Origin of the sequence: Variovorax paradoxus EPS, from assembly GCF_000184745.1 — a bacterium.
GTDB lineage: Bacteria > Pseudomonadota > Gammaproteobacteria > Burkholderiales > Burkholderiaceae_C > Variovorax > Variovorax paradoxus_C.
In genome coordinates this window covers 5,267,875-5,291,222 of sequence record NC_014931.1, presented here as the reverse complement: position 1 = coordinate 5,291,222, position 23,348 = coordinate 5,267,875, and the positions used below count along the sequence as shown (strand labels likewise).

25 protein-coding genes are annotated in these 23,348 nt (G+C 67.8%); 12 read left to right on the top strand and 13 right to left on the bottom strand.

The genetic code is table 11. The features are described 5' to 3' along the window. Positions 1 to 5: 5 nt before the first annotated feature. Entirely contained in the window at positions 6 to 710 is a 705-nt protein-coding gene (locus VARPA_RS24310; RefSeq protein ID WP_013543243.1) for a response regulator, read from the bottom strand. Next, positions 707 to 2,299: an ATP-binding protein gene (locus VARPA_RS24305; RefSeq protein WP_013543242.1), complete on the bottom strand. Its 1,593-nt coding sequence runs from the start codon at positions 2,297 to 2,299 to the stop codon at positions 707 to 709. The genes VARPA_RS24310 and VARPA_RS24305 overlap by 4 nt, the downstream gene beginning before the upstream one ends. Positions 2,300 to 2,474: 175 nt before the next feature. Between VARPA_RS24305 and VARPA_RS24300 the strand changes: the two genes are divergently transcribed. Both VARPA_RS24300 and VARPA_RS24295 read left to right on the top strand, forming a co-directional pair. Then, complete coding sequence (locus VARPA_RS24300; protein WP_013543240.1) at positions 2,475 to 2,750, top strand: hypothetical protein; 276 nt, start codon at positions 2,475 to 2,477, stop codon at positions 2,748 to 2,750. Between the two features lie 44 nt (positions 2,751 to 2,794). Further along, positions 2,795 to 3,079: a hypothetical protein gene (locus VARPA_RS24295; protein ID WP_013543239.1), complete on the top strand. Its 285-nt coding sequence runs from the start codon at positions 2,795 to 2,797 to the stop codon at positions 3,077 to 3,079. Here VARPA_RS24295 and VARPA_RS24290 read toward each other — a convergent pair. From VARPA_RS24290 to VARPA_RS24280, 3 genes are all read right to left on the bottom strand, one after another. Further along, the gene (locus VARPA_RS24290; protein ID WP_013543238.1) at positions 3,040 to 3,723 is read right to left on the bottom strand and encodes a response regulator; all 684 of its coding nucleotides are present in this window, start codon (positions 3,721 to 3,723) and stop codon (positions 3,040 to 3,042) included. The genes VARPA_RS24295 and VARPA_RS24290 overlap by 40 nt on opposite strands. 19 nt (positions 3,724 to 3,742) lie before the next feature. Continuing rightward, the gene (gene bamA, locus VARPA_RS24285) at positions 3,743 to 6,145 is read right to left on the bottom strand and encodes an outer membrane protein assembly factor BamA (protein WP_013543237.1); all 2,403 of its coding nucleotides are present in this window, start codon (positions 6,143 to 6,145) and stop codon (positions 3,743 to 3,745) included. 75 nt (positions 6,146 to 6,220) lie between these two features. Continuing rightward, positions 6,221 to 6,877 (bottom strand): nuclease-related domain-containing protein, encoded by a 657-nt coding sequence (locus VARPA_RS24280; protein WP_013543236.1) that lies wholly within the window; start codon positions 6,875 to 6,877, stop codon positions 6,221 to 6,223. 253 nt (positions 6,878 to 7,130) lie between these two features. On the opposite strand from VARPA_RS24280, the gene VARPA_RS24275 reads away from it, so the two are divergent. From VARPA_RS24275 to VARPA_RS24265, 4 genes are all read left to right on the top strand, one after another. Further along, complete coding sequence (locus VARPA_RS24275; protein WP_013543235.1) at positions 7,131 to 8,288, top strand: porin; 1,158 nt, start codon at positions 7,131 to 7,133, stop codon at positions 8,286 to 8,288. Positions 8,289 to 8,367: 79 nt separating this feature from the next. Next, positions 8,368 to 8,664: a hypothetical protein gene (locus tag VARPA_RS30805; protein ID WP_080559411.1), complete on the top strand. Its 297-nt coding sequence runs from the start codon at positions 8,368 to 8,370 to the stop codon at positions 8,662 to 8,664. Positions 8,665 to 8,681: 17 nt separating this feature from the next. Continuing rightward, positions 8,682 to 9,275 carry a hypothetical protein gene (locus tag VARPA_RS24270; protein WP_013543234.1) on the top strand — a complete coding sequence of 198 codons (594 nt, stop codon included), beginning with the start codon at positions 8,682 to 8,684 and terminating at the stop codon, positions 9,273 to 9,275. 100 nt (positions 9,276 to 9,375) lie between these two features. Next, positions 9,376 to 9,876: a hypothetical protein gene (locus VARPA_RS24265; RefSeq protein ID WP_234974828.1), complete on the top strand. Its 501-nt coding sequence runs from the start codon at positions 9,376 to 9,378 to the stop codon at positions 9,874 to 9,876. A gap of 16 nt (positions 9,877 to 9,892) precedes the next feature. Here the strand turns inward: VARPA_RS24265 and ureG are convergent, their stop codons facing one another. Genes ureG through ureE form a run of 3 tightly spaced genes read right to left on the bottom strand, consistent with a single transcriptional unit; the run spans position 9,893 to position 11,861 of the window. Continuing rightward, positions 9,893 to 10,543: an urease accessory protein UreG gene (gene ureG, locus VARPA_RS24260; protein ID WP_013543232.1), complete on the bottom strand. Its 651-nt coding sequence runs from the start codon at positions 10,541 to 10,543 to the stop codon at positions 9,893 to 9,895. Positions 10,544 to 10,561: 18 nt separating this feature from the next. Then, positions 10,562 to 11,242 carry an urease accessory protein UreF gene (locus VARPA_RS24255; protein WP_041943029.1) on the bottom strand — a complete coding sequence of 227 codons (681 nt, stop codon included), beginning with the start codon at positions 11,240 to 11,242 and terminating at the stop codon, positions 10,562 to 10,564. 1 nt (position 11,243) lies between these two features. Then, positions 11,244 to 11,861 (bottom strand): urease accessory protein UreE, encoded by a 618-nt coding sequence (gene ureE / locus VARPA_RS24250; RefSeq protein ID WP_013543230.1) that lies wholly within the window; start codon positions 11,859 to 11,861, stop codon positions 11,244 to 11,246. A 64-nt stretch (positions 11,862 to 11,925) separates the two neighbouring features. Here ureE and VARPA_RS24245 point away from each other — a divergent pair, with 64 nt between their 5' ends. After that, a complete protein-coding gene (locus tag VARPA_RS24245) occupies positions 11,926 to 12,150 on the top strand; it encodes an AbrB/MazE/SpoVT family DNA-binding domain-containing protein (RefSeq protein WP_013543229.1) in 225 nt (74 codons plus the stop codon). Beyond that, positions 12,147 to 12,539, top strand: coding sequence for a type II toxin-antitoxin system death-on-curing family toxin (locus VARPA_RS24240; protein ID WP_013543228.1), 393 nt, complete (start codon positions 12,147 to 12,149; stop codon positions 12,537 to 12,539). The genes VARPA_RS24245 and VARPA_RS24240 overlap by 4 nt, the downstream gene beginning before the upstream one ends. Before the next feature lie 12 nt (positions 12,540 to 12,551). Here VARPA_RS24240 and ureC read toward each other — a convergent pair whose 3' ends face one another. Genes ureC through VARPA_RS24220 form a run of 4 tightly spaced genes read right to left on the bottom strand, consistent with a single transcriptional unit; the run spans position 12,552 to position 15,510 of the window. Continuing rightward, positions 12,552 to 14,270: an urease subunit alpha gene (ureC, locus tag VARPA_RS24235; RefSeq protein ID WP_013543227.1), complete on the bottom strand. Its 1,719-nt coding sequence runs from the start codon at positions 14,268 to 14,270 to the stop codon at positions 12,552 to 12,554. Between the two features lie 3 nt (positions 14,271 to 14,273). Next, positions 14,274 to 14,579, bottom strand: coding sequence for an urease subunit beta (locus VARPA_RS24230; RefSeq protein ID WP_013543226.1), 306 nt, complete (start codon positions 14,577 to 14,579; stop codon positions 14,274 to 14,276). Between the two features lie 5 nt (positions 14,580 to 14,584). After that, the gene (locus VARPA_RS24225) at positions 14,585 to 15,184 is read right to left on the bottom strand and encodes a HupE/UreJ family protein (RefSeq protein ID WP_013543225.1); all 600 of its coding nucleotides are present in this window, start codon (positions 15,182 to 15,184) and stop codon (positions 14,585 to 14,587) included. A 23-nt stretch (positions 15,185 to 15,207) separates the two neighbouring features. Continuing rightward, complete coding sequence (locus VARPA_RS24220) at positions 15,208 to 15,510, bottom strand: urease subunit gamma (protein WP_013543224.1); 303 nt, start codon at positions 15,508 to 15,510, stop codon at positions 15,208 to 15,210. A gap of 106 nt (positions 15,511 to 15,616) precedes the next feature. Between VARPA_RS24220 and VARPA_RS24215 the strand changes: the two genes are divergently transcribed. The 3 genes from VARPA_RS24215 (at position 15,617) to VARPA_RS24205 (ending at position 21,050) form a co-directional block, all read left to right on the top strand. Beyond that, on the top strand, positions 15,617 to 19,210 hold the full coding sequence (locus VARPA_RS24215; protein WP_013543223.1) for an ATP-binding protein: 3,594 nt from the start codon (positions 15,617 to 15,619) through the stop codon (positions 19,208 to 19,210). After that, on the top strand, positions 19,207 to 20,229 hold the full coding sequence (locus VARPA_RS24210; protein ID WP_013543222.1) for a response regulator transcription factor: 1,023 nt from the start codon (positions 19,207 to 19,209) through the stop codon (positions 20,227 to 20,229). The genes VARPA_RS24215 and VARPA_RS24210 overlap by 4 nt, the downstream gene beginning before the upstream one ends. 152 nt (positions 20,230 to 20,381) lie before the next feature. Further along, positions 20,382 to 21,050 carry a hypothetical protein gene (locus tag VARPA_RS24205; RefSeq protein ID WP_013543221.1) on the top strand — a complete coding sequence of 223 codons (669 nt, stop codon included), beginning with the start codon at positions 20,382 to 20,384 and terminating at the stop codon, positions 21,048 to 21,050. Positions 21,051 to 21,057: 7 nt separating this feature from the next. Here VARPA_RS24205 and VARPA_RS24200 read toward each other — a convergent pair whose 3' ends face one another. Then, entirely contained in the window at positions 21,058 to 21,978 is a 921-nt protein-coding gene (locus VARPA_RS24200) for a LysR substrate-binding domain-containing protein (RefSeq protein WP_013543220.1), read from the bottom strand. Positions 21,979 to 22,084: 106 nt separating this feature from the next. Between VARPA_RS24200 and VARPA_RS24195 the strand changes: the two genes are divergently transcribed. Further along, a complete protein-coding gene (locus tag VARPA_RS24195) occupies positions 22,085 to 23,341 on the top strand; it encodes a threonine synthase (RefSeq protein ID WP_013543219.1) in 1,257 nt (418 codons plus the stop codon). The last annotated feature ends 7 nt before the right edge of the window (positions 23,342 to 23,348 follow it).

Below are 23,348 nucleotides of genomic sequence, written 5' to 3'. Positions count from 1 at the left end.
TTCAGTCAGGGCTGTGGCGGCGCTTCCCAAGCAAACCCCACGCCATACACCGAGCGAATCCAGTCGTGCGCAGGCGACACCGCACCGAGCTTACGGCGCAGGTTCTTCACATGGCTGTCGATGGCACGCTCTGTCACGTCCACCGTGTCGTCGTAGGCAAGCTCCAGCAGCCGCGCACGCGAGAAGATGCGCCCCGGGTGCCGCGACAGCACCTGCAGCAGTCCGAACTCGCGGCGCGTGAGGTTCAGCGGCGTGCCTTCGAGCGATGCACGCCAGTGCACGTCGTCGAGCACGAGGCCCGGGCCTTCGCTCTGCGGGGCTTGCCCGGGCACCCCCGGCACATTCCCTGGTGCCGTGCGCCGCAGCACGGCACGCACGCGCGCCACCAGTTCGCGCGGCGAGAAGGGCTTGCACACATAGTCGTCCGCGCCGAGCTCCAGGCCGAGCAGGCGGTCGACCTCCTCGATGCGCGCGGTGAGCATGATGATCGGATGCGCCGTGTGCTCGCGCGCGCGGCGCAGCACCTCGATGCCGTCCAGCCGCGGCAGCATGATGTCCAGCAGCGTCAGGTCGGGCGGCGCGGCGACGATGCTTTCGAGCGCGCTCTGCCCGTCGGCGAAGTGCGCGGTCTCGTAGCCGCTGTGGCGCAGGTAGTCCTGCACCACCGAGGCGATGTCGATCTCGTCCTCCACGACGACGATGCGTGTCATGCGGATGCCGCCAGTGGAAGGGTGAGGGTCATGCGCAGTCCGCCGAGCGGCGATGGGGCGGCCTCGATGCTGCCGCCGTGCGCCTCGATGGTCGCGCGGCAGATCGAGAGGCCGAGGCCCGAGCCGCCGAGCGCGCGGCTGCGCGAGGTTTCGCCGCGGAACAGGCGGTCGAAGAGCCGCGGGATTTCTTCTTCGGACACGCCCGGCGCGCTGTCATCGAACAGCAGCGTGAGGCAGTTGCCGGTCCACGCGCCTTCGATGGTCACGTCGATGCGCAGCCGGCCGCCCGCGTCGGTGTAGGCCAGCGTGTTCTCCAGCAGGTTCATGAAGACCTGGTGCAGCCGGTGCGCGTCGCCGTCGATCACCGGCTGGGCCGATGCGGCGATGCGGTCGATCGCTTCCCGGTCGACCGCGATGCCGCGCTGCGCGAAGCGGTCGCGCGTGTGGTCCAGCGCCTCCTTCAGCAGCGTGAGCGGAAACACGGCGGTGGTGAGCAGATCGTTCTGCGGCTCGCGCATGCTGCTGCGCAGGTCGTCGACCAGCTGGCCGAGGCGGATCACCTGCCGGTGCATGCGCAGGGCGGTGCGTTCGTCGAAGGTGCGCACGCCGTCCTGCAGCGCTTCGATTTCCGCGCGCATCGCAGCGAGCGGTGTGCGCAGCTCGTGCGCCGCGTCGGCGAGCCACGCGCGCCGCGAGGCCTCGACCTTGTCCAGGCGCTGCGCCATGTCGTTGAAGGTCTTGCCCAGCAGCGCGAGTTCGTCGGAACCATGCACGGCCACGCGCGTGGAGAGCCGCCCGCGCGCCACGTCCTGCGCGGCCTGCGTCAGCGCGTCGATGGGCTTGAACCAGCGGCGCGCGAGCAGCCACGACAGCACGAGCGCGAAGGCGAGTCCGCACAGGCCGGTGAGCGCGATCACGCCCGACTGGCGCGCGATGAAGGCGCGGTCGGCCTCGCTCTCGAGGCCTTCCATCGGCGCAAGCGCGAGATAGCCGACGACCGAGCGCCCGCGGCGGATCGGCATGCGCGCGGCATTCTCCAGATCGATGGAGGCGCCGACCACCAATGCGCCTTGCGCATCGAGCACGGCCAGGCGCTGGTAGATCGAATCGGCCGCACCGCGCGGGTCGGGAAAGAACCAGGGCGGCGGCGGCATCGAGAAGCGCCGTGGCAGAAGATCGAGTTGCGGCGAGCCGGTGGGCGACGAGGAAGCCGGAGCCGGCGGCGGTGCGCCGTTGTCGGCATCGCCTTCGACCCGGCCCGTGCCTGGCGCGCGGCGCTCGTACCAGGGCGGAAGCCGCCGGTCGTCGGGGCTGGCCGCGCCATCGAGCACACCCGCCAGTTGGCCCATGCGGAGGCGATGCCAGGCCTCGTCGTTGTCGCGCAGCTTCTTCCAGTCGCCGTTGGCAGCGTAGTGCTTCAAGAGAAGTTGCGAGAGCCAGTCCATGCGCCGGATCTCGATCTCGGCGACGTAGGCGCCCAGGCCCCGCTGCAGCGCGATGATGGAAAAGCCCACGAAGCTGAGCAGCAACACGACCAGCAAGGCGGCCAGCGCCAGGAAGATCTTGCGGGAGAGTGTCAGACGCGGCATGGGCTCTGGGCAGGCATGGCCGCATTCTGCGACATGCGTTTCGGGCAGGCGGGCGTCATAGGCAAGCGGCGGATCATGGCGGCCAAATGGGGAGAAATCTGGGAGGAATCCGGATGGAATCCGGTGGTGTGGCCCTCCCACATTTCTCCCGATTCGAAACGCACGATGCGGGCCCATGAACCCGGCCACCTTTAGCTCACCGAAAAAGTTCCTCCCCGCCTTCGCGGCCGCCGTGCTGGCCTGGGCCAGCCCGGCGCACTGCGCGCCGACGCGCCCCGCCTGGTCGTGGGCCGATGCCTGGTCCGAGGACGGCATGGGCTTGGTCCTGTTGTGGCTCACGGCGATCTTCTGGGTGGTCACCCATGTGTGGACGCTGCTGGTCGTCTGGGCGGAGGCGCGCGCCACGCGCGCGGTGGAGCCGGGCGCCGAAGCCGAGAAGGAAAGCGCATGAGTGGCTTCGCGCAATCCACCGAAGACTGAGCGTTGCACACCGCGATGCCGTCTCACAGCGAAACCGCCTGGGTGCATCCCGTGGCGACACCATCAACTGGCGGGTTGCCGCTGATGCAGCGCTTCATGGGCCTGCTGGCCTTCGGCGGCCTGGCGCTGGGCGCCTGCATCGCCGCGCGTGGGGGATGCAGCGAGCGCCATCCGGCCGAGGGGCGCAGCGCGAGTCTCTCGACCCTCGCGCCGATCATGCGCACCGGCCCCGCCACACCGCGCGATGCCGTGTGCCGTGCTCAGGCCGGCCGGTCCGCGAAGCTGAAGCCCACGCCGTAGATCGAGCGGATCCAGCCGTGCGAGGGGGCCACGGCGGTGAGCTTCTTGCGCAGGTTCTTGATGTGCCCGTCGACCGCGCGCTCGTTCACATCGAACGCTTCCGGAAACGCCGCCTCCAGCAGCTTCGAGCGCGTGAACACCCGCCCTGGATCCCGCGACAGCGTGCGCAGCAGCAGGAGTTCGCGGCGCGTGAGATCGAGCGCGTGCCCCTCCAGGTGCGCGCCGCCGTGCGCGTCCCGGAACGACACCGACTTCGACGGCGCCCCGCAAGCGCCATCGCGTTGCGCATGCCGGCGCAGCACCGTGTGCACGCGCGCCACCACTTCGCGCGGCGAAAACGGCTTGCAGACATAGTCGTCGGCGCCCAGGTCGAGCCCGCGCAGGCGATCGACCTCGCGCGTGCGCGCCGTCAGCATGATGATCGGATGGTCGCTGTGCGAGCGCACCTGCTGCAGCACCTCGAGGCCGTCGATTCGAGGCAGCACCACGTCGAGCAAGGTCAGCGCAGGCGGCGAACTCAGGATGCGGTCGAGCGCCGCCGCGCCGTCGCCGATGTGCTCGACCTCGTGGCCCGCGTTGCAGAGGTGGTCCAGCAGCGCAAAGGCGCTGTCGCGCCCGTCTTCGACCATCAGGATGCGGCTCATGGCGTTGTCCTTTCTTTCTTCAGAAGGAGGTGCCGATCTGGAACTGGAAGCGCTGCGTGCGGTCCGCCGCGATGCCGTTGGCGGTGTCCGCTTTCTGGTACGCCAGCGGCACCGCATACGCGAGCCGCAGCGGCCCCAGCGGCGAGATCCAGCTGATGCCCAGGCCCGCCGAGGCGCGGATGCGGTTCTGCGCTTTCCACTGCGCATCGGTCATGCTGGCCGTGCGGTCGGCGAACACGTTGCCCGCATCGATGAAGGTGTAGAGCCTGAGCGACCGGTCGTTGCCCGCCCCGGGGAAGGGCGTGCTGAACTCCATGTTGAAGATCGCCTTGCGCGTACCGCCGAGCGAACCGCCCGTGACCGCATCGACCGGCCCGAGCGAGTTCTGCTCGAAGCCGCGGATCGAGCCGAGCCCGCCCGCGTAGAAGTTCTTGAAGATCGGGAAGGTGCTGCCGCCCAGCGCCTTTGCATAGCCGAGCTGGCCGTTGACGGCCAGCGTGTACTGCTTGGAAAGCGCGAAGTACTGCTGGTATTGGTAGTCGGTCTTCAGGTAGCGCAGCGCGCTGCCCACGCCCACTTCGAGGTTCGCGCGCTGCAGGCGCCCGGTGGTCGGCACAAGCGCGCTGTCGCGGTCGTCGCGCGACCAGCCCACCGTCGCGGGAATGCCCACCACGTTGCTGCCGGTGCACACCACGCTCGGCGCGGTGCCGGTGCACTTGAAGTAGTCGAGATAAGCCTGCGGCGTGCCGGTGTAGACGTAGGAGCCATCGACCAGCGTGTACGAACCGTTGGTGCCGGGCGTGAACGAATAGCGCTCCACGCCGATGCCCAGGAACACCGTGTCCAGCTCGCCCACCGGCAGCCCGAAGCGCACGGAGCCGCCATCGCTCGCGAGCTTGTAGTTGCCGTCGGCCTCGTAGTAGGGCCGCGTGGTGGTGTGAAAGACGTTGAGCGTGCGCGAGATGCCGTCCTTCGTGAAGTACGGATCGGTCGCGGTGAGCGAGATCGTGCGGTTGTACGAACTGGTGTTGACCTGCAGCCCGAGGTAGTTGCCCGAACCGAACACGTTCTCCTGCGTGATGCCGAAGGTGAGCGAGACCTTGTCGGTCGACGAATAGCCCGCGCCCAGCTGCAGCGAGCCGGTGGGTTTCTCGGCCACGTTGACCGTGAGGTCGATCTGGTCGTTGCTGCCGGGTACTTCGGTGGTCTCCACGTTCACTTCGGTGAAGTAGCCGAGCCGGTCGACGCGGTCGCGCGAGAGCTTGATCTTGTTGCCGTCGTACCAGGCGCCTTCGAACTGCCGGAACTCGCGACGGATCACCTCGTCGCGCGTGCGCGCGTTGCCGCCGATGTTCAGTCGCCGCACGTACACGCGGCGCGCGGGCTCGGCCTTCAGCACCAACGTCACGCGGTTGTTGGCCCGGTCGATCTCGGGCTCGGCCTTCACGCGCGCAAACGCGTAGCCGAAGGTGCCGAAGTAGTCGGTGAAGGCCTTGGTGGTGGCGGCCACGTCCTCGCCGTTGTAGGGCGCGCCGGGGCGCACTGTCACGAGGGTCTTGAACTCGTCTTCGCGGCCGAAGTAGTTGCCTTCGAGCCGCACGCCGGCGACTGCGAACTTCTCGCCCTCGGTGATGTTGAGCGTGAGGTCCAGCGACTGCCGGTCCGGTGAGATGGCGACCTGCGTGGAGTCGATGCGGAACTCCAGGTAGCCGCGCGTGAGGTAGTAGGAGCGCAGCGTTTCCTGGTCGGCGGCGAGCTTGCTGCGCGAGTACTGGTTCGACTTGGTGTACCAGGCGAGCCAGCCGCCGCTGTCCTGGTCGAACAGGTCGAGCAGCGTGCTTTCGCTGAAAGCCTTGTTGCCGACGACGCGCACGCTCTTGATGCGTGCTGACTCGCCTTCGACGACGGTGAACGTGAGGTTGACGCGGTTGCGCTCCAGCGGCGTGACGGTGGTCACGACCTCTGCGTTGTAGAGGCTGCGGCTCACGTACTGGCGTTTCAGCTCCTGCTCGGCGCGGTCGGCGAGCGCCTTGTCGTAGGGCTGGCCTTCGGCGAGTCCGATCTCGCGCAAGGCCTTCTGGAGCGCGGATTTCTCGAATTCCTTGGTGCCGACGAAATCGACATCGGCGACGGTGGGGCGCTCTTCCACGATGACCACAAGCACGTTGCCGTCGACGTCGATGCGCACGTCCTTGAACAGGCCCAGCTCGAACAGCGCGCGAATGGCGGCGCTGCCGCGCTCGTCGCTGTAGTTGTCGCCGGCCTTGATGCCGAGGGTGGTGAAAACAGTGCTGGGTTCGACGCGCTGCAGGCCTTCGAGCCGGATGTCGCGAACGGTGAAAGGGTCGACGGCCCATGCGGGGACGGCGGCCATCGAAACGAGCAGTGCAGCGATGGCCGCGAGGGACTTGGGGAGATGCATCGCCGCATGGTCTTCGCCAATGTCGGAGAAATATGGGACGCTCCCCAGCGCCTTTGGTAAAGCCTGTAAAGGCTGCTACTGCAATCCCATTGCACGCATGACGGGCCACCGCATCGGCGGTTGCTGCTCGCTTCTTTCGCGGCAGTTCTGCAGATGCGTCTCCATCGACAGGTCACCCTGGATGTCGAGCAGCCGCTGCACGGTGCGTTCGACGGCATGGGCATCGAGCAGCGGATAGGTGCGCGCGGTGCGTCCGTTGTTGCGCACGAGGCGTGCGATGTAGGGCAGGTCTTGCTGCGTGATGACGGCGGCAGGCATGACGCCTTCGAGCGCCACGCCTTCGCAGGGCAGGAGCACGAAGTACTGCAGGCGCAGGTCGTCGGACAGCAGGCTGCGCAGCTGCGTTGTCTTGCGGCCGCCTTGCCATGCGGGGTCTTTCACTTCGCGTGCTCTCGTGCATCCGTTGAGTCGAAGGAACCAGCGCGGCGGGGCTTCGTCGGATTTCTTCCGATAGACGAAGGCGTTGCGCCACGCCTTGATCTCGAACAGGTACACGCCGGTCTCGCACACGATGACGGCGTCGATGCGCGCTGTGGGAACCGCGCATCCCGAAGGCATCGGGATGATGAGGTTGCGAAGAATGCGCAGGTGAGAGAAGGCGGGTGTGAACGCGTTGGACAGTTGCTGTATGCCCAGCGATGCGGCAAGGGTGCTTTGCAAAACAATGGTCATGTGGACTCCTTCGGGATGGCGAAGCATTGCTGGGCTTTTGGGAGACTTTTAGTACGTGCTTGCTTTGGGGAGGCGCGCGGTCTGCGCTGCGGCGCTGCGAACCCCGCTGTGCCGGCCGCTTGCATCGTGGTGAGTGCGCTCAAAACAACACCGCATGCAAAGCACGCGGCGTCCACCAGATTCCTCCAAATTTGGACGAGACCATCCGTTCAGCCGCTCGATGTAGAGCAGCTGAAAACCCGGAGAAACCTGAATGAAGAAATCCCTCACGGCACTCGCCGCGCTGGCCGTCACCGGCCTGGCCTCTGCCCAATCGTCCGTTACCTTGTTCGGCGTCATCGATGCCGGCGTGAGCTACCAGAGCGCCACGTCGCGTGCCCCGGTCACGGGTGCGAGCAGCAAGCAGAGCCAATGGAGTCTTGCCAACTCCGGCTACAACTCCAGCCGCATCGGCTTTCGCGGCACGGAAGACCTGGGTGGTGGCCTGGCCGCCAGCTTCTGGCTCGAATCGCCGATCAGCAACGACGACGGCGCCACCGGCATCGCGAGCTTCAACCGCCGCTCCACCGTCAGCCTCTCCGGTGGCTTCGGCGAGCTGCGGCTGGGCCGCGATTACACGGCCACCTTCTGGAACGACACGGTGTTCGATCCGTTCGGCACCAACGGTTCGGGCTCCAGCGCGATCTATTCGGTGAGCAGCAGCGCGGGCCTTGCCAACTCGAACTATGTGCGCGCGAGCAACATGGTCGGCTACTTCCTGCCGCCGAACCTCGGTGGCTTCTATGGCCAGGTCCAGTACAGCCTGAACGAGAACACAAAGACCAGCGCCACCGACACGACCGCCGCGACCAGCAGCAGCGCGGGCCGCTACGTCGGTGGACGCTTCGGCTACGCGAACGGACCGCTCGATGTCGCATTGGCGGTGGGCCAGAACGTCGCGGTCGACACCACTTCGCTCACGCGCAAGGTGCAGACCATCAACCTCGGCGCGTCGTATGACTTCGGGCCCGTCAAGCTCTTCGGCGAACTCTCGAACGTGCAGAACAAGTTCGCGCTCGCCGTGGGCAACAGCCACGACAGCTACAACGGTTACCTCATCGGTGCGAGCATGCCGGTGGGCGCGGGCCTCGTCCGCGCGTCGTACTCCACGGTGCGATACAACGAAGGCGCCGTCGGCATCACCGGCGACGACCCGCGCGTCAACAAGTTCGCGATCGGCTATGTGCACAACCTCTCCAAGCGCACCGCGCTGTACGCCACCGTTGCACGCGTGAACAACCGCAACGACGCGGCCTACACCGGCAGCCTGACGGCCGCGGCCACCACGGGCTACGGCAGCACGGGCGTGGGCTACACGGGCCTGCCTCGCTCGTCGACGGGCTACGACTTCGGCATCCGCCACGCGTTCTGACGACGGGCCCGGCCGGTGCGACGGGGCGTTCGCCCTGTCGCACCGGCCGGGCGGCCAACGCTTTGAATCGATTCAAAAAATGACGCGACGAATCCATCACTTCGCGGGCGCGCTGGCAGCGGCCGGCCTGTCGGGCTGCATCATGCTGCCGCCGCCCATGCCACTCCGGCCGCCGCCGATGTTTCGCGGCGGACCGCCGCCTTTCCCGATGTCCTTAGAGCATCACGGGCCGCCGATGGCGCGATGGGATCTGTGCGAAGGCCAGCCCGAAGGTGCGCGGCCTGCGCTGCCGGGGCCGCGTGCGGATGCATTGCCGGGAAGCTGCGAGCGCGGTGCCTCGGGCGCGCTCGAGTTTCGTGCGCCCGGGCCGCGTTGAGGAAAGGCCGCACACACATGTATTCCGGCAGTCTTGGGTTCTTCATTGCGGTGGCCATTGCGCTGGGCCTTGCCGGCGTGGTCGCGATGATGGGTTCTCTCTTCGTCGTGAACATGCGGGCGGGCGCATCGGCCCGCACCATGGCGCAGCAGGCGCGCGACGATGTGAGGCAGAAGCTGCTGGCCAGCAGCGTGCAGGACCTGCGGCCGCTGCTCGGTGTGGCGCCGGACTTGGCGGGCATCCGCTTCGACATCCAGCTTCCGCCTGAAGCCGTGCACGTCTTCGCCATCAAGGCGGAGTTGTGCGAACTGCTGTCCAAGGTCGCGGCGCATGCGGCGAGCGTGATGCGTGCCGGTGCCACGCTGCAGGTCTCTGCGCGCGTGGAGCGAGGGCATGCCGTCGTCCATTGGCGCGATCTCGATGCAGACGATGTGCGGCCGCCGCTCGCGCGGTTCTTCGATGCCCTCGACGCCGCGTCGCAAGCCAGTGCGCGCGCCTGCGAACGCATTGCGAGCCGCCATGGCGGGCGGATCTATTCGGCGCCGCACGCCGATGGCGCACTGGGCCTGACGCTGCGGCTGCCTTTGCACGAGTCCATCGCTGGGGCTTGAAGGGCGTGCGCTGCCGCGCCGTGGAACTCCGCGTCATACTCGCGGTCCCACGGTGCCGCCGCTTTTCCTTTCGATGCCGAACGTGCGAATTTCAGCCCCCTTGTCTCTTCTTCGTCTGCTCGCCGCGAGCGCGATTTTTCTCGCTACCGGCGCGCTGCATGCGCAAGCCTTGCCGCCAGGCGTGCGGCTCGGCATGACGGCCGATGAACTGCAGGCGGCACTACCCGCCGCCGAGCGCGTGCACCGCCCGAAGCGGCTGACCGGTGGCCTGCTCGGAAGCTGGCGCGCAGCGCCCGTGGAGATGGCGGGGTTGATGTTCGAGCCGACCTTCTTCTTTGCGGCGTCGGAGTTGCGGCGCGTCGAATACGTGGCCACGGCGCAGTCCGCGCCCGACAGCGGCGCCTCCGCATTCGGGCAGCTAGTGCAATGGGGCCGCGGCGTGTTCGGCAACGAACTCGCGTCGCGCGATCCGGGCAGCGCTTACGCCGCGTGGACGAGCGGCGACGCCGATGTCTATGTGCAGCAGGTCAGCGACCCGCGCCGTGCGAGCGTGCGGCTCGTCTACAAGGCGCGGCAGTTGCGGGACGGCAGCGAACTCTGAGCGCTGAAAGAGCCTGTCAGCCTTCGGTGAGCATGCCGCGCTGCTCGATGAAGGCCACCACCTCGGCCACGCCGGTGTGGGTCTTGAGGTTCGTCATCACGTAGGGCCGCTGGCGGCGCATGCGCTGCGTGTCCTGCTCCATCACTTCCAGGCTCGCGCCGACGTAGGGTGCAAGGTCGATCTTGTTGATCACGAAGAGGTCGCTCTTGGTGATGCCGGGGCCGCCCTTGCGCGGAATCTTTTCGCCGGCCGCCACGTCGATCACGTAGATGGTGAGGTCCGAGAGCTCCGGGCTGAAGGTGGCCGCGAGGTTGTCGCCGCCGGATTCGACGAACACCACGTCGGCATCCGGAAAGTCCTCGAGCATGCGGTCGATGGCTTCGAGGTTGATCGATGCGTCTTCGCGGATCGCGGTGTGCGGGCAGCCGCCGGTTTCCACGCCCATGATGCGTTCGGCGGGCAGCGCGCCGGCCACTGTGAGGAGGCGCTGGTCTTCCTTGGTGTAGATGTCGTTGGTGATGGCCACGAGGTCGTACTTGTCGCGCATCGCCTTGCAGAGCATTTCGAGCAGCGTGGTCTTGCCCGAGCCGACGGGGCCGCCGATGCCCACGCGCAGCGGGGGCAGTCTCTTGGTGCGGTGGGGGATGTGGTGCAGGGCGGAGGTCATGGGCGTTGTCCGGTTCGGTCAGCTTCGAAAGAGGCGGGAATATTGTGTTTCATGGCGGGCCGAGAGCACGGCCAGGAGGGGCGCAAAAGCTTGGCGTTCGTCGTCGCCCAGTTGCATCGCACGGTCGACGGCCGCGGGGATTTCGTTTGCCAGCCGCGCGAGGATGCGCTGGCCCGCGCTCTGGCCGAGCGGCACGGCTTTTACGGCGGCGGCCACCATGTTCTCGGCCCAGCCGAAGGCGAAGGCGAGGCAGCCGTCGTGCACCGTGGCGCCGCTGCGGCCGAGCGCGAAGGCGAAGGCCACGGGGTAGCTCGCGGGCAGGTCCTTGAAGACCTCGGCCGTGTCCGCGTGATGCAGCTTGAGCCACTCGACGAAGGAGCGGCCCATCTGCTCGGTCTGCAGGAAGAACTCGGCGGATTCGCGGGTGGTCATGACCCATTCGTTGAGCTGACGGATGCGCGGTGTGTCGTTCGCCCGCCAAGCGGGGATGGCCTGCGCGACCAGCGCGAGGTCGCCGCGCGCGAAGCTCAGGTGCAGCTGGTCGGCGAGCCATTCGGCGGCCTTGGCTTCGGAGTCGATGCCGGCCCATTCGACCGCTGCCTCGACGCCCTCGGAGTACGAGAAACCGCCCACGGGCAGGGCGGGGGAGGCCAGCCAGATGAGTTGCAGGAGGCTGTGGGCGCTGGCCGGTTCGGGCATGTCAGTGGGAGTGGCCGTGGTGGCTGTGGTCGTGACCGTGCGGATGGTCGGCATGGTCGTCGAGCAATTCCGGCGCGAGCACGAGTGGCTTCGGGCCTTTGCTGGCGCCGTGCGAATGGCCGTGATCGTGGGCATGGTCATGACCGCCGCCATGCGAATGCTCGTGCGAGCCATAGGCGCCGCCCTCGGGCTCGAAGGCTTCCTCCACGGCGACGACGATCAGGTGCATCGAGCGCAGCATGTCGGCCAGCACGTGGTCGGGTTCGATCTTCAGGTGGTCGGGCTTGAGCTCGATCGGCACGTGCCGATTGCCCAGGTGATAGGCCGCGCGCGTCAGGTCGAAGGGCGTGCCGTGGGCCGTGCAGTGCGTGATGCGCAGCACGGGCTGCGGTGCTGCGATGACGCGGATCAGCGAACCGTCTTCGGCCACCAGCACATCGCCGCCACGCACCGCGGTGCCGCGCGCGAGGAAGATGCCGATCTGCCGGCCCTGCGAGTCGGTGGCGTCGAAGCGGCTTTTCTGGCGGACGTCCCATTCGAGTTCGATGGTGGCGGCGCGCTTGAGCAGCACGGGCGCGAGGCCCCGGCCCTGTGGCATGAGTTTGTTGGCGGTGAGCATGGTGACTTGCTTTTAGCGGTGAGACGTCGGTAATATAACGTCTGTTATAACTTCGGAGGCCTTCATGTCGGCACTCAAATTGACCCAGATCGGCAACTCCGTCGGTGTGATTCTTCCCAAGGAAGTGCTGGCGCGGCTCAAGGTAGAAAAGGGCGACACGCTGTTCCTGACCGAGGCCGCCAACGGCGTTACCCTGACGCCATACGACCCCGAGATCGAAGAACAACTGAAGCTTGGCCGCGAATTCATGCGCGAATTCCGCGACACCTTCCACCAGCTCGCCAAATGAGCACTTGGCGCTGGATCGACAGGCGCACCTTGATCCTGTTGCATGACGAAAGCCTCGCCGAGCATGGTGGAGCTTCCGGCCTGCGCGACGAAACGATGCTGCTGTCCGCGCTTGCGCGTCCGCTCAACCTCGTGAGCTACGAGTCGCCCGACGCGGCAGACCTCGCGGCCGCTTACGGCGTGGGACTGGCCAAGAACCATCCGTTCATCGACGGCAACAAGCGCGCGGCATTCCTGTCCGTTGGTCTGTTCCTTGCCCTGAACGGCCAGCGACTGGTGGCGACGCAGGCCGAGGCTACGCTGGTGATGCTCGACGTCGCCGCCAGCGCCATGAACGAGAGCAGCTTCGCCAATTGGATCCGAGGCCACATGGCACCTCGCTCGCCCTGAGGCCCGCAGCATCTAGAACAGGAAATACCGCTGCGCCATCGGCAGCAGCTTCGCCGGCTCGCAGGTCAGCAGATGCCCGTCGGCGCGCACCGCGTAGGTCTGCGCATCGATTTCCATCTTCGGCGTATAGCCGTTGTGGATCAGGTCGCCTTTGCGCACGTTGCGGATGTTCTTCACCGCGCAGAGGTGCTTGGCTAAACCGTAGCGCTCCTTGATGCCCGAGGCGAGCCCGGCCTGCGAGACGAAGGTGAGCGAGCTCTTCGCGAGCGAGCCGCCGTACGCGCCGAACATCGGGCGAAAGTGCACCGGCTGCGGCGTCGGGATCGACGCGCTCGGGTCGCCCATCGCGGCCATCGCAATCGTGCCGCCCTTCAGGATGGTGAAGGGCTTCACGCCGAAGAAGGCGGGCTTCCAGATCACGATGTCGGCCCACTTGCCGACTTCCAGCGAGCCCACCTCGTGCGCGATGCCGTGCGCGATCGCCGGGTTGATCGTGTACTTGGCGACGTAGCGCTTCGCGCGGAAGTTGTCGTTGCGTTCGCTGTCTTCGGGGAGCGTGCCGCGCTGCACCTTCATCTTGTGCGCGGTCTGCCAGGTGCGGATGATCACCTCGCCGACGCGGCCCATGGCCTGGCTGTCGGAGCTGAACATGCTGATTGCGCCGAGGTCGTGCAGCACGTCTTCGGCGGCGATGGTTTCCTTGCGGATGCGCGACTCGGCGAAGGCCAGGTCTTCGGCGATTCCTGCATCGAGGTGGTGGCACACCATGAGCATGTCGACGTGCTCGTCGAGCGTGTTCACGGTGTAGGGCATCGTGGGGTTGGTGGACGACGGCAGGAAGTTCGCCTCGCCCACCACGCGCAGGATGTCCGGTGCATGGCCGCCACCCGCGCCTTCGGTGTGGAACGCGCAGATCGCGCGGCCACCCACGGCGGCGATGGTGTTCTCGACAAAGCCCGATTCGTTGAGCGTGTCGCTGTGGATCGCCACCTGCGTGTCGGTGGCGTCGGCCACATCGAGGCAATTGCTGATGGCCGCGGGCGTGGTGCCCCAGTCCTCGTGCAGCTTCAGGCCGATGACGCCGGCCTCGATCTGCTCGTGCAGCGCATCCGGCAGGCTCGCATTGCCCTTGCCGAGGAAGCCCAGGTTCATCGGGAACGCATCGGCCGCCTGCAGCATGCGCTCGATGTGCCAGGGGCCGGGCGTGGCGGTGGTCGCGAAGGTGCCGGTGGCGGGGCCGGTGCCGCCACCGAGCATCGTCGTCACGCCGGAAGACAGCGCCTCTTCGATCTGCTGCGGGCAGATGAAGTGGATGTGGCTGTCGATGCCGCCCGCGGTGACGATGTTGCCTTCGCAACTGATGATTTCGGTGCCCGGGCCGATGACGATGTCCACGCCCGGTTGCACGTCGGGGTTGCCGGCCTTGCCGATGGCGGCGATGCGGCCGTCCTTGAGCCCGATGTCGGCTTTCACGATGCCCCAGTGGTCGAGGATGAGCGCGTTGGTGAGCACGGTGTCGACGGCGCCTTGCGCGCGGGTGCGCTGCGATTGCGCCATGCCGTCGCGAATCGTCTTGCCGCCGCCGAACTTCACTTCTTCGCCGTAGCCGCCGGCACGCAGCGTGTAGTCGGCCTCGACTTCGATCAGCAGCTCGGTGTCTGCAAGGCGGACCCGGTCGCCCACGGTGGGGCCGAAGATTTCTGCATAGGCGCGTCGCCCGATGGTGGCCATGTTTTAGAGCTTTCCTTGAACCAGGCCGCGAAAGCCGTAGACGATGCGATCGCCCGAGTAATCGACGAGTTCGACCGTGCGCTGCTGCCCCGGCTCGAAGCGCACCGCGGCGCCCGAGGCGATGTTCAGGCGCATGCCGCGCGCGGCTTCGCGGTCGAAACCGAGGGCGCCGTTGGTCTCGGCGAAGTGATAGTGCGAGCCGACCTGGATCGGCCGGTCGGCGGTGTTCTGCACCACCAGGGTGAGGGTGCGGCGGCCGGGGTTGAGCGTGTGGTCGCCGTTGTCGGTGAGGAGTTCGCCGGGGGTCATTGCGATCAGACGGCTTGCGCCAAAAGCGTTGCACCCAGCACCACCACGGCGGCGCCCGCTACGCGGGGCAACCAGGCGTTGGCGTGGCGCAAGGCCCAGCCGAACGCGATGCCGGCGAGGTGCAGCAGCACGGTCGCGCTGACCATGCCGGCCAGCGTGAGTGCGGCGCCTTGCTCGCTTGCGAGCTCGTAACCGTGGGCCACGCCGTGGAAGACGGCGAACACGCCGACCACCGCCATCGCAACAGCCGCCGGCAGGTGAGTGCGCGTGACCACCAGCAGGCCCAGCACCAGCAGCGAGGCCGCGATCATCGGTTCGACGGCTGGCAGTTGAACGCCGGCGAGGCCCATCAGCGCGCCCACCAGCAGCATGCCGGCGAACGCCAGCGGCGCCCACAGCAGGTCGGGCCAGGCGCGGCGCGCGGCCAGTGCGCTCCAGAAACCGACCGCGACCATGGCGGCCAGGTGATCGGCGCCGGTCAGCGGGTGCAGGAAGCCGGTGGTGAAGCCGTGATGCAGGCCGCCATCGACGCCTGTGTGGGCGCTGGCCGCGAGCGGCAAGAGGAGGGCGAGCAGGGCGAGGGTCTTGGAAGTGGTTTGGCGCATGACGGTTCTTTTTTGCGGTCGGGTCAGACGATGGGCTGGTGGACGGTGACCAGCTTGGTCCCGTCCGGAAAGGTGGCTTCGACCTGGATGTCCGGGATCATCTCGGCGATGCCGTCCATGACGTCGGCGCGGGTCAGCACCGAGCGCCCGTCGCTCATGAGTTCGGCGACGCTCTTGCCGTCGCGGGCGCCTTCCATCACGGCGGCGGAAATCAGCGCGATGGCTTCAGGGTAGTTGAGCTTCAGGCCGCGGGCCTTGCGGCGTTCGGCGAGCAGCGCCGCGGTGAAGATCAGCAGCTTGTCTTTTTCGCGCGGGGTCAGTTCCATGGGAGCGGCATCGGGTGGCTGGGGAAGGGTCGGCCATTATGGGCAAGCCTTCTTCTTTGCAACAGTCGTGCCCTGTTCGCCAAACGTCGTACGGATGGCACGAAAGATGCACCGAAACGGTGTGAACGCTGCCGATACGCCAACCACCCCCGATGACGCCCCCCAGCGCATCGTCAAGGTCCGGCGCGACTACAACAGCTGGGTCGCGAGCGAAACGCTCGAAGACTATGCGCTGCGCTACACGCCGCAGCGCTTTCGCAAGTGGTCCGAATGGCGGGTGGCCAACACGGCTTTCGGGGCGGCGTCGTTCCTGATCCTCGAGGCGGTGGGCGCCACGCTGCTGGTGAAGTACGGCTTTGCCAATGCCTTCTGGGCGATCCTGGTCACCGGGCTCATCATTTTCCTGGCGGGGCTGCCGATCAGCGTGTACGCGGCGCGCTACGGCGTCGACATGGACCTGCTCACCCGCGGCGCCGGTTTCGGCTACATCGGCTCGACGCTCACCTCGCTGATCTACGCGAGCTTCACCTTCATTTTTTTCGCGCTCGAAGCGGCCGTGATGGCCTATGCGCTGGAGCTGGCGCTGGGCATTCCGCCGGTCTGGGGGTATCTGGTGTGCGCGCTGGTGGTCATTCCACTGGTCACGCATGGCGTTTCGGCCATCAGCCGGCTGCAGCTTTGGACGCAGCCGCTCTGGCTGCTGATGCTGGTGGTGCCTTTTGTGTTCGTGCTCGTGCGCGATCCTGGTGCGTTCGCTGGCATCGTGCACTACAACGGGGTCAAGACCGGCACCAAGGGCTTCGATCTGCACCTGTTTGGCGCGGCCCTGACGGTCGGCATCGCGCTCATCACCCAGATGGGTGAGCAGGCCGACTACCTGCGTTTCATGCCCGCGCGCACCGCCACCACCGGGCGGCTCTGGTGGGCGGGCGTGCTGGCCGGCGGCCCGGGCTGGGTGGTGCTGGGCGTGTTCAAGATGCTGGGCGGGGCGCTGCTGGCCTACCTGGCCATCACGCACATGGTGCCGGTGGAGCGCGCGGTCGATCCGAACCAGATGTACCTCGCGGCCTACGAGTACGTGTTTCCGAACTACGGCTGGGCAGTGGCCGCGACGGCGCTGTTCGTGGTGATCTCGCAGCTCAAGATCAACGTGACCAACGCCTATGCGGGGTCGCTGGCCTGGAGCAATTTCTTCTCACGCGTGGCGCACAGCCATCCGGGGCGGGTGGTGTGGGTGGTGTTCAACGCGCTCATCGCCTTCATGCTGATGGAGATGAACGTGTTCGAGGCGCTGGGCGATGTGCTCGGCCTCTTCGCCAACATCGCCATCGCCTGGATGATGTCGGTGGTGGCCGACCTGGTCATCAACAAGCCGCTGGGGCTCTCGCCGCCGGGCATCGAGTTCAAGCGCGCGCACCTGTGGGACATCAACCCGGTGGGCGTGGGCGCGATGGCGCTGGCTTCGGTGCTGTCGATCACCGCGCACCTGGGCGTGTTCGGGCCGCTGGCGCAAGCGTTCTCGGCGCTGATCGCGCTGGGCACCGCGCTCATCGCCTCGCCGCTGCTGGCGTGGGCGACCGGCGGCAAGTACTACCTGGCGCGGGCCTCCGATGCGACGGGCGCCGTGCCGTTCACCCCGGCAGCGGGTGGCCGCGCGGTGCGCTGGGCGAAGGTCGAATCGGACGAAAGCGGCAACTACCAGCGCCTAAAGGTGCAGCACTGCGTGATCTGCGAGCGCGAGTACGAAGGGCCGGACATGGCGCATTGCCCGGCCTACCAGGGCGCGATCTGCTCGCTGTGCTGCACGCTCGATGCGCGCTGCGGCGACCTGTGCAAGCCGCATGCGAGCCTGTCGTCGCAGTGGTCGGCCGCATTGCGCTGGCTGCTGCCACGGCGCAGCTGGCGCTACTTGGACACCGGCCTGGGGCACTTCCTGCTGCTGATGCTGATCATCGTGCCGCTGCTGGCGGTGGTGTTCGGCGTGCTCTATCAGCAGGAGCTGCGGGCGCTGGCCGAGAGTGCGGTCGAGCTCGCGTCGCAGGCCGGCGTGTCCGAGGTTTGGGCAGGCGTGCAGCAGTCGGCGTTGCGCTCGGGGTTTCTCAAGGCGTACATGGCGCTCCTGGTCATCGCTGGCATCGTGGCGTGGTGGCTGGTGCTCGCGCACCAGAGCCGCAAGGTCGCGCAGGAAGAGTCGAACCGCCAGACCCACCTGCTGCTGCGCGAGATCGAGCTGCACCGCGAAACCGACCGCGCCCTGCAGGCTGCCAAGCAAACGGCCGAAGAGGCGAGGGCCGTCGCCGAGCAGGCCCAGCGCGCCGCCGACCAGGCCAACCAGGCCAAGAGCCGCTACATCAGCGCCATCAGCCACGAGCTGCGCACGCCGCTCAACAGCATCCTCGGCTATGCGCAGCTGATGGGCGAAGACCACTCGGTGCCGCCGCATCGCCAGCAGGCGGTGGCGGTCATCAAGCGCGGCGGTGAGCATCTGTTGTCGCTCATCGAAGGCACGCTGGCGATCGCGCACATCGAGGCCGGCAAGCTCACGCTGCATGCGCGGCCGATGCGCTTTGCCGACACCATGCGGGAGCTGGCCGACATGTTCGAGCTGCAGGCCGCCGAGAAGGGGCTGCAGTTCCGCTTCGAAGCCGGAGGCGCCTTGCCCGAGGTGGTGCGCGCCGACGAGAAGCGGGTGGGGCAGATCCTCATCAACCTGCTGGGCAACGCGATCAAGTTCACAGCGGCGGGGCAGGTCACGCTGCGCCTGGCGTATGCACGTGAGTTCGCGGCCATCGAGATCGAGGACACCGGGCCGGGCATGACGACCGAGGACATCGACCGCATCTTCGAGCCCTTCGCGCGCGGCAACGCGGCGGCCTCGTCGGCGCCGGGTGCGGGCCTCGGCCTCACCATCGCCAAGATGCTGACCGACCTGATGGGCGGCGAGATGAAAGTGCAGAGCACGCCGGGCGTGGGCTCGCTTTTCTGCGTGCGGCTCTTCTTGCCGCGCGTGCACGACACGGCGGTGGGCGCGAGCCGGCCGGTGCCTGTGGCGCGCGCTCGCCGCGGCTATGAAGGTGCGCGCCGACGTCTGCTGGTGGTCGACAACGAAGAGGCCGACCGCGACCTGCTCGAGCACGTGCTCGCGCCGCTGGGTTTCGAGCTGCGCACTGCGGCCAGCGGCCACGATGCGCTGGACCTCATCGCCGCCGGCTACCGGCCCGACGCGATGTTCGTCGACCTCGCGATGCCCGGCATCGATGGTTGGGAAACGATCCGCCGCGCGCGCAAGCTCGGCCTGACCGACGAGGCCGTGGCCATCGTCTCGGCCAATGCGTTCGACAAGGGCCTGGACAACGACGTGGGCATCGCGCCCGAAGACTTCTTCGTGAAACCCGTGCGCCACACCGAACTGCTCGACTGGCTCGAACGCCGGCTCGGCCTCAAGTGGACCGACACCGCAGCCGCGTTGCCCGCGCCGGCCGCGCCGAAGACGATGCAACCGCCCTCGCGCGAGCGCCTGCGCGCACTCGACGAAGCGGTGAGCCTGGGCTACTTCCGCGGCATCATGAACCAGCTCGACGACATCGACACCGAACAGCCCGAGTGCATGGCATGGACCGAGGCGCAGCGCGTGCTGGCGCGCCAGTTCCAGTTCGAGGCCATGAGCCGGGCGCTGGCCGAAGCAGTGAGTGCGCCATGACAACCACCCCGCCTCCCGAACCATCGCCCCTCGCACGAAGCTTGCGCGACGAGGGCGTCAACGCCGACCTCGTGCTCATCGTGGACGACGTGCCCGACAACCTCGCGGTGCTGCACGACGCGCTGGACGAATCGGGATACACCGTGCTCATCGCCACCAACGGCGAGCAGGCGCTGCAGCGCGCCGCGCAGGCGCGGCCCGACATCGTGCTGCTCGACGCGATGATGCCGGGCATCGACGGCTTCGAGGTGGCGCGCCGGCTCAAGGCCGATGCTGCGACCGCGCACATTCCCATCGTGTTCATGACCGGCCTCACCGAAACCGAGCACCTCGTGGCCGCGCTCGAAGCCGGCGGCGTCGACTACGTCACCAAGCCCATCAAGCCCAAGGAAGTCCTCGCGCGCATGAACGTGCACCTGCAGGGCGCGCGCCGCGCGCGGCAGGACGCGCGGCAGGCCGGCCAGGCGCGCAATGCGCTCGATGCCTTCGGCTACGCGAGCATCACCGTGCGGCTGCCCGAGGGGCGCCTCATCTGGCAGACGGCGCTCGCGCGCGACCTGCTGCACCGCTACTGCGAGACGCGTGCCCCCGAGACGCCGCCCGCGGTGCTCGAATGGCTGCTGCGCCACACGCCCGATGCGCGCCAGCGCGGCATCGAGCCGCCGGCGCTTTCGATCGCGCAGGGCGCGAACAGCCTCACGCTGCGCCTGCACCAGCAGACCGGGCAGGACGACGACGGCGACGAGTGGATGATCATCATGCGCGAGGTGTCCGACACCGGGGTGATCGAGGCGATGAGCCTGAGCCTGAAGCTCACCGCACGCGAGGCCGAGGTGCTGTACTGGGTGGTCAAGGGCAAGACCAACAAGGACATCGGCGAGATCCTCGGCAGCAGCCCGGCCACGGCCAAGAAGCACCTGGAGCGGGTGTACGTGAAGCTGGGTGTGGAGACGCGCACCGCCGCGGCCGGCGTGGCGATCAAGCGCATCCGCGAGCTGCAGCCGCAGTTCGAAATCTGAGAAGGCTTCGCAGCCGTGCTGCGGTGCGTCACCGCGCCGACTTTCCGCCTCCCTAGAATGGTCCGAGGGCCTTGGGGTGCGCGATGAAGAACAGCAGCAAGAGAACAACAATCCGACGAACGAGCCGCTGCTGGCATCCCGGCTGGCTGTGGATGGCTTCCTGCGCGCTGGTGAGCATGGGCGCCGAGGCCGCGGGGCATTTCGACGTCGACGACGCGGGCACGCTCGATCCGGGCCAGTGCCAGTACGAGACCTGGTGGGGCCGCACCGGGGTCGAGCCGGTCACGGGTTTTCACATCGGGCCGTCGTGCCGCGTCGGGCCTGTCGAGCTGGGGCTGAACGTCGACCGCCTCTCGGTTCAGGACGTACAACGCGTTCACACGATCAGCGCCGGGCCGCAGCTCAAGTGGACGTTCCTGGGCCAAGCCGCAGATGCGCCGCTCAGCGCGGCGGTGTCGATGGGCACCGTGTCCGATCTCCGGCGCGGTGGCCGCATGGGTGGGCAGTTCGTGGTGCCGGTGACCTGGCGGCCCGTCGACAGCCTGCAATTGCACGCCAACCTCGGCGCCGACTGGGCGCTCGGCACCGGCGTGCGCACGCCGCGCGGTGGCCTGGCCGCCGAGTGGGCGCTCGACGATGCCGTGTCGCTGATCGCCGAGCGCAGTCGCGCCTCGGGCATCTGGACCTCGCGCATCGGTGGGCGCTTCAGCCTCACGCCGCTGATCAGCGTGGACATCAGCGCCTCGCGCAGCCGGCCGGTGGGCGGGAGGGGCGTAACCGGGTTCGTGGTCGGGCTGAACCACGAGTTCAGCTGGAAGTGAACAGGCCCTATCGCAGATAGCGCTGCATGCGCTTCTCGTCCTCGGCCAGCTGCAGGCGCATGAGCGAGAGAAAGTCGCGTGCCGTGGCCGAGAGCACCTTGCCCGCCGGCAGCGCCAGGATGCAGGTGAAGTGCACGTCGATCGACAGCCGGCGCACCACCAGGCCCCGCTCCGCGTAGTCGAGCGCGGTGATCGGATTGACCAGCCCCACGCCCAGGCCGCGCAGCGCCATCTCGCACACGCTGGCCGCATAAGGCGTCTGCACCAGCACGCGCAGCGCCACGCCGTAGGGCGCCAGCGCCGCCTCGAGCCGCTGGTGCGAGGGGTCTTCGGGGTTGAGCGCGAGAAAGGCTGCCTCTGCCAACTGCTCGGGCTTGATGGTCTTGAAGCGCGCGAGCGCATGGCCCTCGGGCATCACCACCACGCCGGGAAAGCGCGAGAAGGTCGAGTGGTCGATGCCTTCGAGCGAGAGTTCGTCGGCCATGAGCCCGAAGTCGGAGATGCCCATCGCCACCCGGTCGCGCACGTCCTTGGAGCTGAGCACCTGCAGCGACACCTGCGGCCAGGGGCTCGCGCCGCGGTGCGCCTTCAGGCGGGCGAGGGCGCGCGGCATGAAGCCGAGGCCGTAGGCCGGAAAGCAACTGAGTTCCAGCTGGGTGAGGCCGAAGTCGCGCAGGCTCTTCACGCGGTGCTCGATGGCGTCCATGCCGATGAACACGCGCTCCACCTCGATCCACAGCGCGCGCGCCTCGGGCGTGGGCACCAGCCGCCCGCCCGTGCGCTGGAACAGCAGCATGCCGGCCTGCGCTTCGAGCCGCTTGAGCGACTGGCTGATGGCGGGCTGCGTCACATGCAGCAAGGCCGCGGCCTTGCGGGTGGAGCTGCCCCGCATCAGCGCCCGGAACGTCTCTATTTCGGCGAATCGCATGGATGGCCACCGATAAGTTTATTTATCGATTGAGTATCTAAAGGTGCGTAATTTTATTTCCGAATGCATAAGATTTAGGCACAACCTCCAACCCCATCCCCTCGCTGTGACGCCCTCGCCAGTTCTGGACTTCAAGTTCGCCGCCTTGCCAGCGGACCCCTCGGCCCATCGTTCGGGGAATCCCGCCGCCTCCGCCCTGGCCCGCACGCTCAAGCCGGTGCGCAATCCGCGCTTGCGGGGCCTGCAGTGCCTGCGCTGCGATGCGCTCTACCCGGTCACGCTGACGCACGACGGCTGCCCCGCCTGCAAGCGCGCGGGCTTTCACGTCGCATTGCGCGCGAGCTACCTGCCCGACCTGGGGAACCAGACAGAGCGAGCAGAAGGCCACGATGCGATCCCCATGCCCTATGCGTCGGGCTTCACCCTCGGCGAGGGCCAGACGCCGATGCTGGAGATGACGGAGCTTGCGCGGCATTTCGACGTCGCGCGGCTCGGCCTCAAGGACGAATCGAGCAACCCCACCGGCTCGCACAAGGACCGGATGACGGCGGTGGGCGTGGCGCAGGCGCTGGACTTCGGCGCCCACACGCTGGTGCTCGCATCGTCGGGCAATGCCGCGGTGTCGGCGGCGCACTACGCGTGGGCGGCGGGCCTGCGCTGCGAGGTCGCGACCTACGAAGGCATGCCGGCGACCTATTCGCGCCAGCTCGATGCGCTGGGCGCGCGGCGCTATGTGTTCGCCGACAACGCCGGCCGCTGGGCCTTCGTGCGCGAGCGCTCGCAGTACCCCGGCTACTTCGCGCTGACCAACTACCGTTTGCCTGCGCTCGGCAGTGCGCCGCTGGCCATCGAGGGCTACAAGACGATTGCGCCCGAGTGCGTGGCCGACGCCGGCCTGCCGGACCACATCGTGATTCCCACCGCGCGCGGCGACCTCGCCTGGGGCATCTACGCGGGCTTTCGCGACCTGCTGGCCGCGGGGCGCATTCCGCGCCTGCCGCGGCTCTGGCTGGTGGAGCCGTTTCCGCGCCTCGCACGCGTGTTCGCGGGTGGCGCGATCAACGGCAGCTATCCCGGCCACACCGCGCAGTTCTCGACGGCGGGCGCCACCGTGACCTACCTGCAGTGGCAGGCCGCCAGCGCCACGGGCGGCGGCGCGGTGGTGGTGAGCGACGACGAGGCGCGTGCGGCGCGGCGGTTGCTCACGGCTGCCGGCGTGAGCGCCGAACTGTGCGCGGCCGGCGGCCTGGCCGCGCTGCGGCAACTGCGCGAGAGCGGTGCCATCGCCGCCGACGCGCATGTGGTGCTGATGCTCACGGCCAACGCGTCGAGCGATCCGAGCTGGCCCGATCCGGCCGTCTGAACCCAAG

Bases quoted from the DNA above. Each gene is read 5' to 3' on its own strand.
- VARPA_RS24205 (WP_013543221.1), top strand. From the start codon at position 20,382: ATGGCTTCCTGCGCGCTGGTGAGCATGGGCGCCGAGGCCGCGGGGCAT.
- VARPA_RS24240 (WP_013543228.1), top strand. From the start codon at position 12,147: ATGAGCACTTGGCGCTGGATCGACAGGCGCACCTTGATCCTGTTGCAT.
- VARPA_RS24230 (WP_013543226.1), bottom strand. From the start codon at position 14,579: ATGACCCCCGGCGAACTCCTCACCGACAACGGCGACCACACGCTCAAC.
- VARPA_RS24255 (WP_041943029.1), bottom strand. From the start codon at position 11,242: ATGCCCGAACCGGCCAGCGCCCACAGCCTCCTGCAACTCATCTGGCTG.
- VARPA_RS24295 (WP_013543239.1), top strand. From the start codon at position 2,795: ATGCCGTCTCACAGCGAAACCGCCTGGGTGCATCCCGTGGCGACACCA.
- VARPA_RS24310 (WP_013543243.1), bottom strand. From the start codon at position 710: ATGACACGCATCGTCGTCGTGGAGGACGAGATCGACATCGCCTCGGTG.
- VARPA_RS24280 (WP_013543236.1), bottom strand. From the start codon at position 6,877: ATGACCATTGTTTTGCAAAGCACCCTTGCCGCATCGCTGGGCATACAG.
- VARPA_RS24215 (WP_013543223.1), top strand. From the start codon at position 15,617: ATGCACCGAAACGGTGTGAACGCTGCCGATACGCCAACCACCCCCGAT.
- VARPA_RS30805 (WP_080559411.1), top strand. From the start codon at position 8,368: ATGACGCGACGAATCCATCACTTCGCGGGCGCGCTGGCAGCGGCCGGC.
- VARPA_RS24225 (WP_013543225.1), bottom strand. From the start codon at position 15,184: ATGCGCCAAACCACTTCCAAGACCCTCGCCCTGCTCGCCCTCCTCTTG.
- VARPA_RS24210 (WP_013543222.1), top strand. From the start codon at position 19,207: ATGACAACCACCCCGCCTCCCGAACCATCGCCCCTCGCACGAAGCTTG.
- VARPA_RS24290 (WP_013543238.1), bottom strand. From the start codon at position 3,723: ATGAGCCGCATCCTGATGGTCGAAGACGGGCGCGACAGCGCCTTTGCG.
- VARPA_RS24245 (WP_013543229.1), top strand. From the start codon at position 11,926: ATGTCGGCACTCAAATTGACCCAGATCGGCAACTCCGTCGGTGTGATT.
- bamA (WP_013543237.1), bottom strand. From the start codon at position 6,145: ATGCATCTCCCCAAGTCCCTCGCGGCCATCGCTGCACTGCTCGTTTCG.
- VARPA_RS24275 (WP_013543235.1), top strand. From the start codon at position 7,131: ATGAAGAAATCCCTCACGGCACTCGCCGCGCTGGCCGTCACCGGCCTG.
- VARPA_RS24220 (WP_013543224.1), bottom strand. From the start codon at position 15,510: ATGGAACTGACCCCGCGCGAAAAAGACAAGCTGCTGATCTTCACCGCG.
- VARPA_RS24270 (WP_013543234.1), top strand. From the start codon at position 8,682: ATGTATTCCGGCAGTCTTGGGTTCTTCATTGCGGTGGCCATTGCGCTG.
- ureE (WP_013543230.1), bottom strand. From the start codon at position 11,861: ATGCTCACCGCCAACAAACTCATGCCACAGGGCCGGGGCCTCGCGCCC.
- ureG (WP_013543232.1), bottom strand. From the start codon at position 10,543: ATGACCTCCGCCCTGCACCACATCCCCCACCGCACCAAGAGACTGCCC.
- VARPA_RS24200 (WP_013543220.1), bottom strand. From the start codon at position 21,978: ATGCGATTCGCCGAAATAGAGACGTTCCGGGCGCTGATGCGGGGCAGC.
- VARPA_RS24305 (WP_013543242.1), bottom strand. From the start codon at position 2,299: ATGCCGCGTCTGACACTCTCCCGCAAGATCTTCCTGGCGCTGGCCGCC.
- ureC (WP_013543227.1), bottom strand. From the start codon at position 14,270: ATGGCCACCATCGGGCGACGCGCCTATGCAGAAATCTTCGGCCCCACC.
- VARPA_RS24300 (WP_013543240.1), top strand. From the start codon at position 2,475: ATGAACCCGGCCACCTTTAGCTCACCGAAAAAGTTCCTCCCCGCCTTC.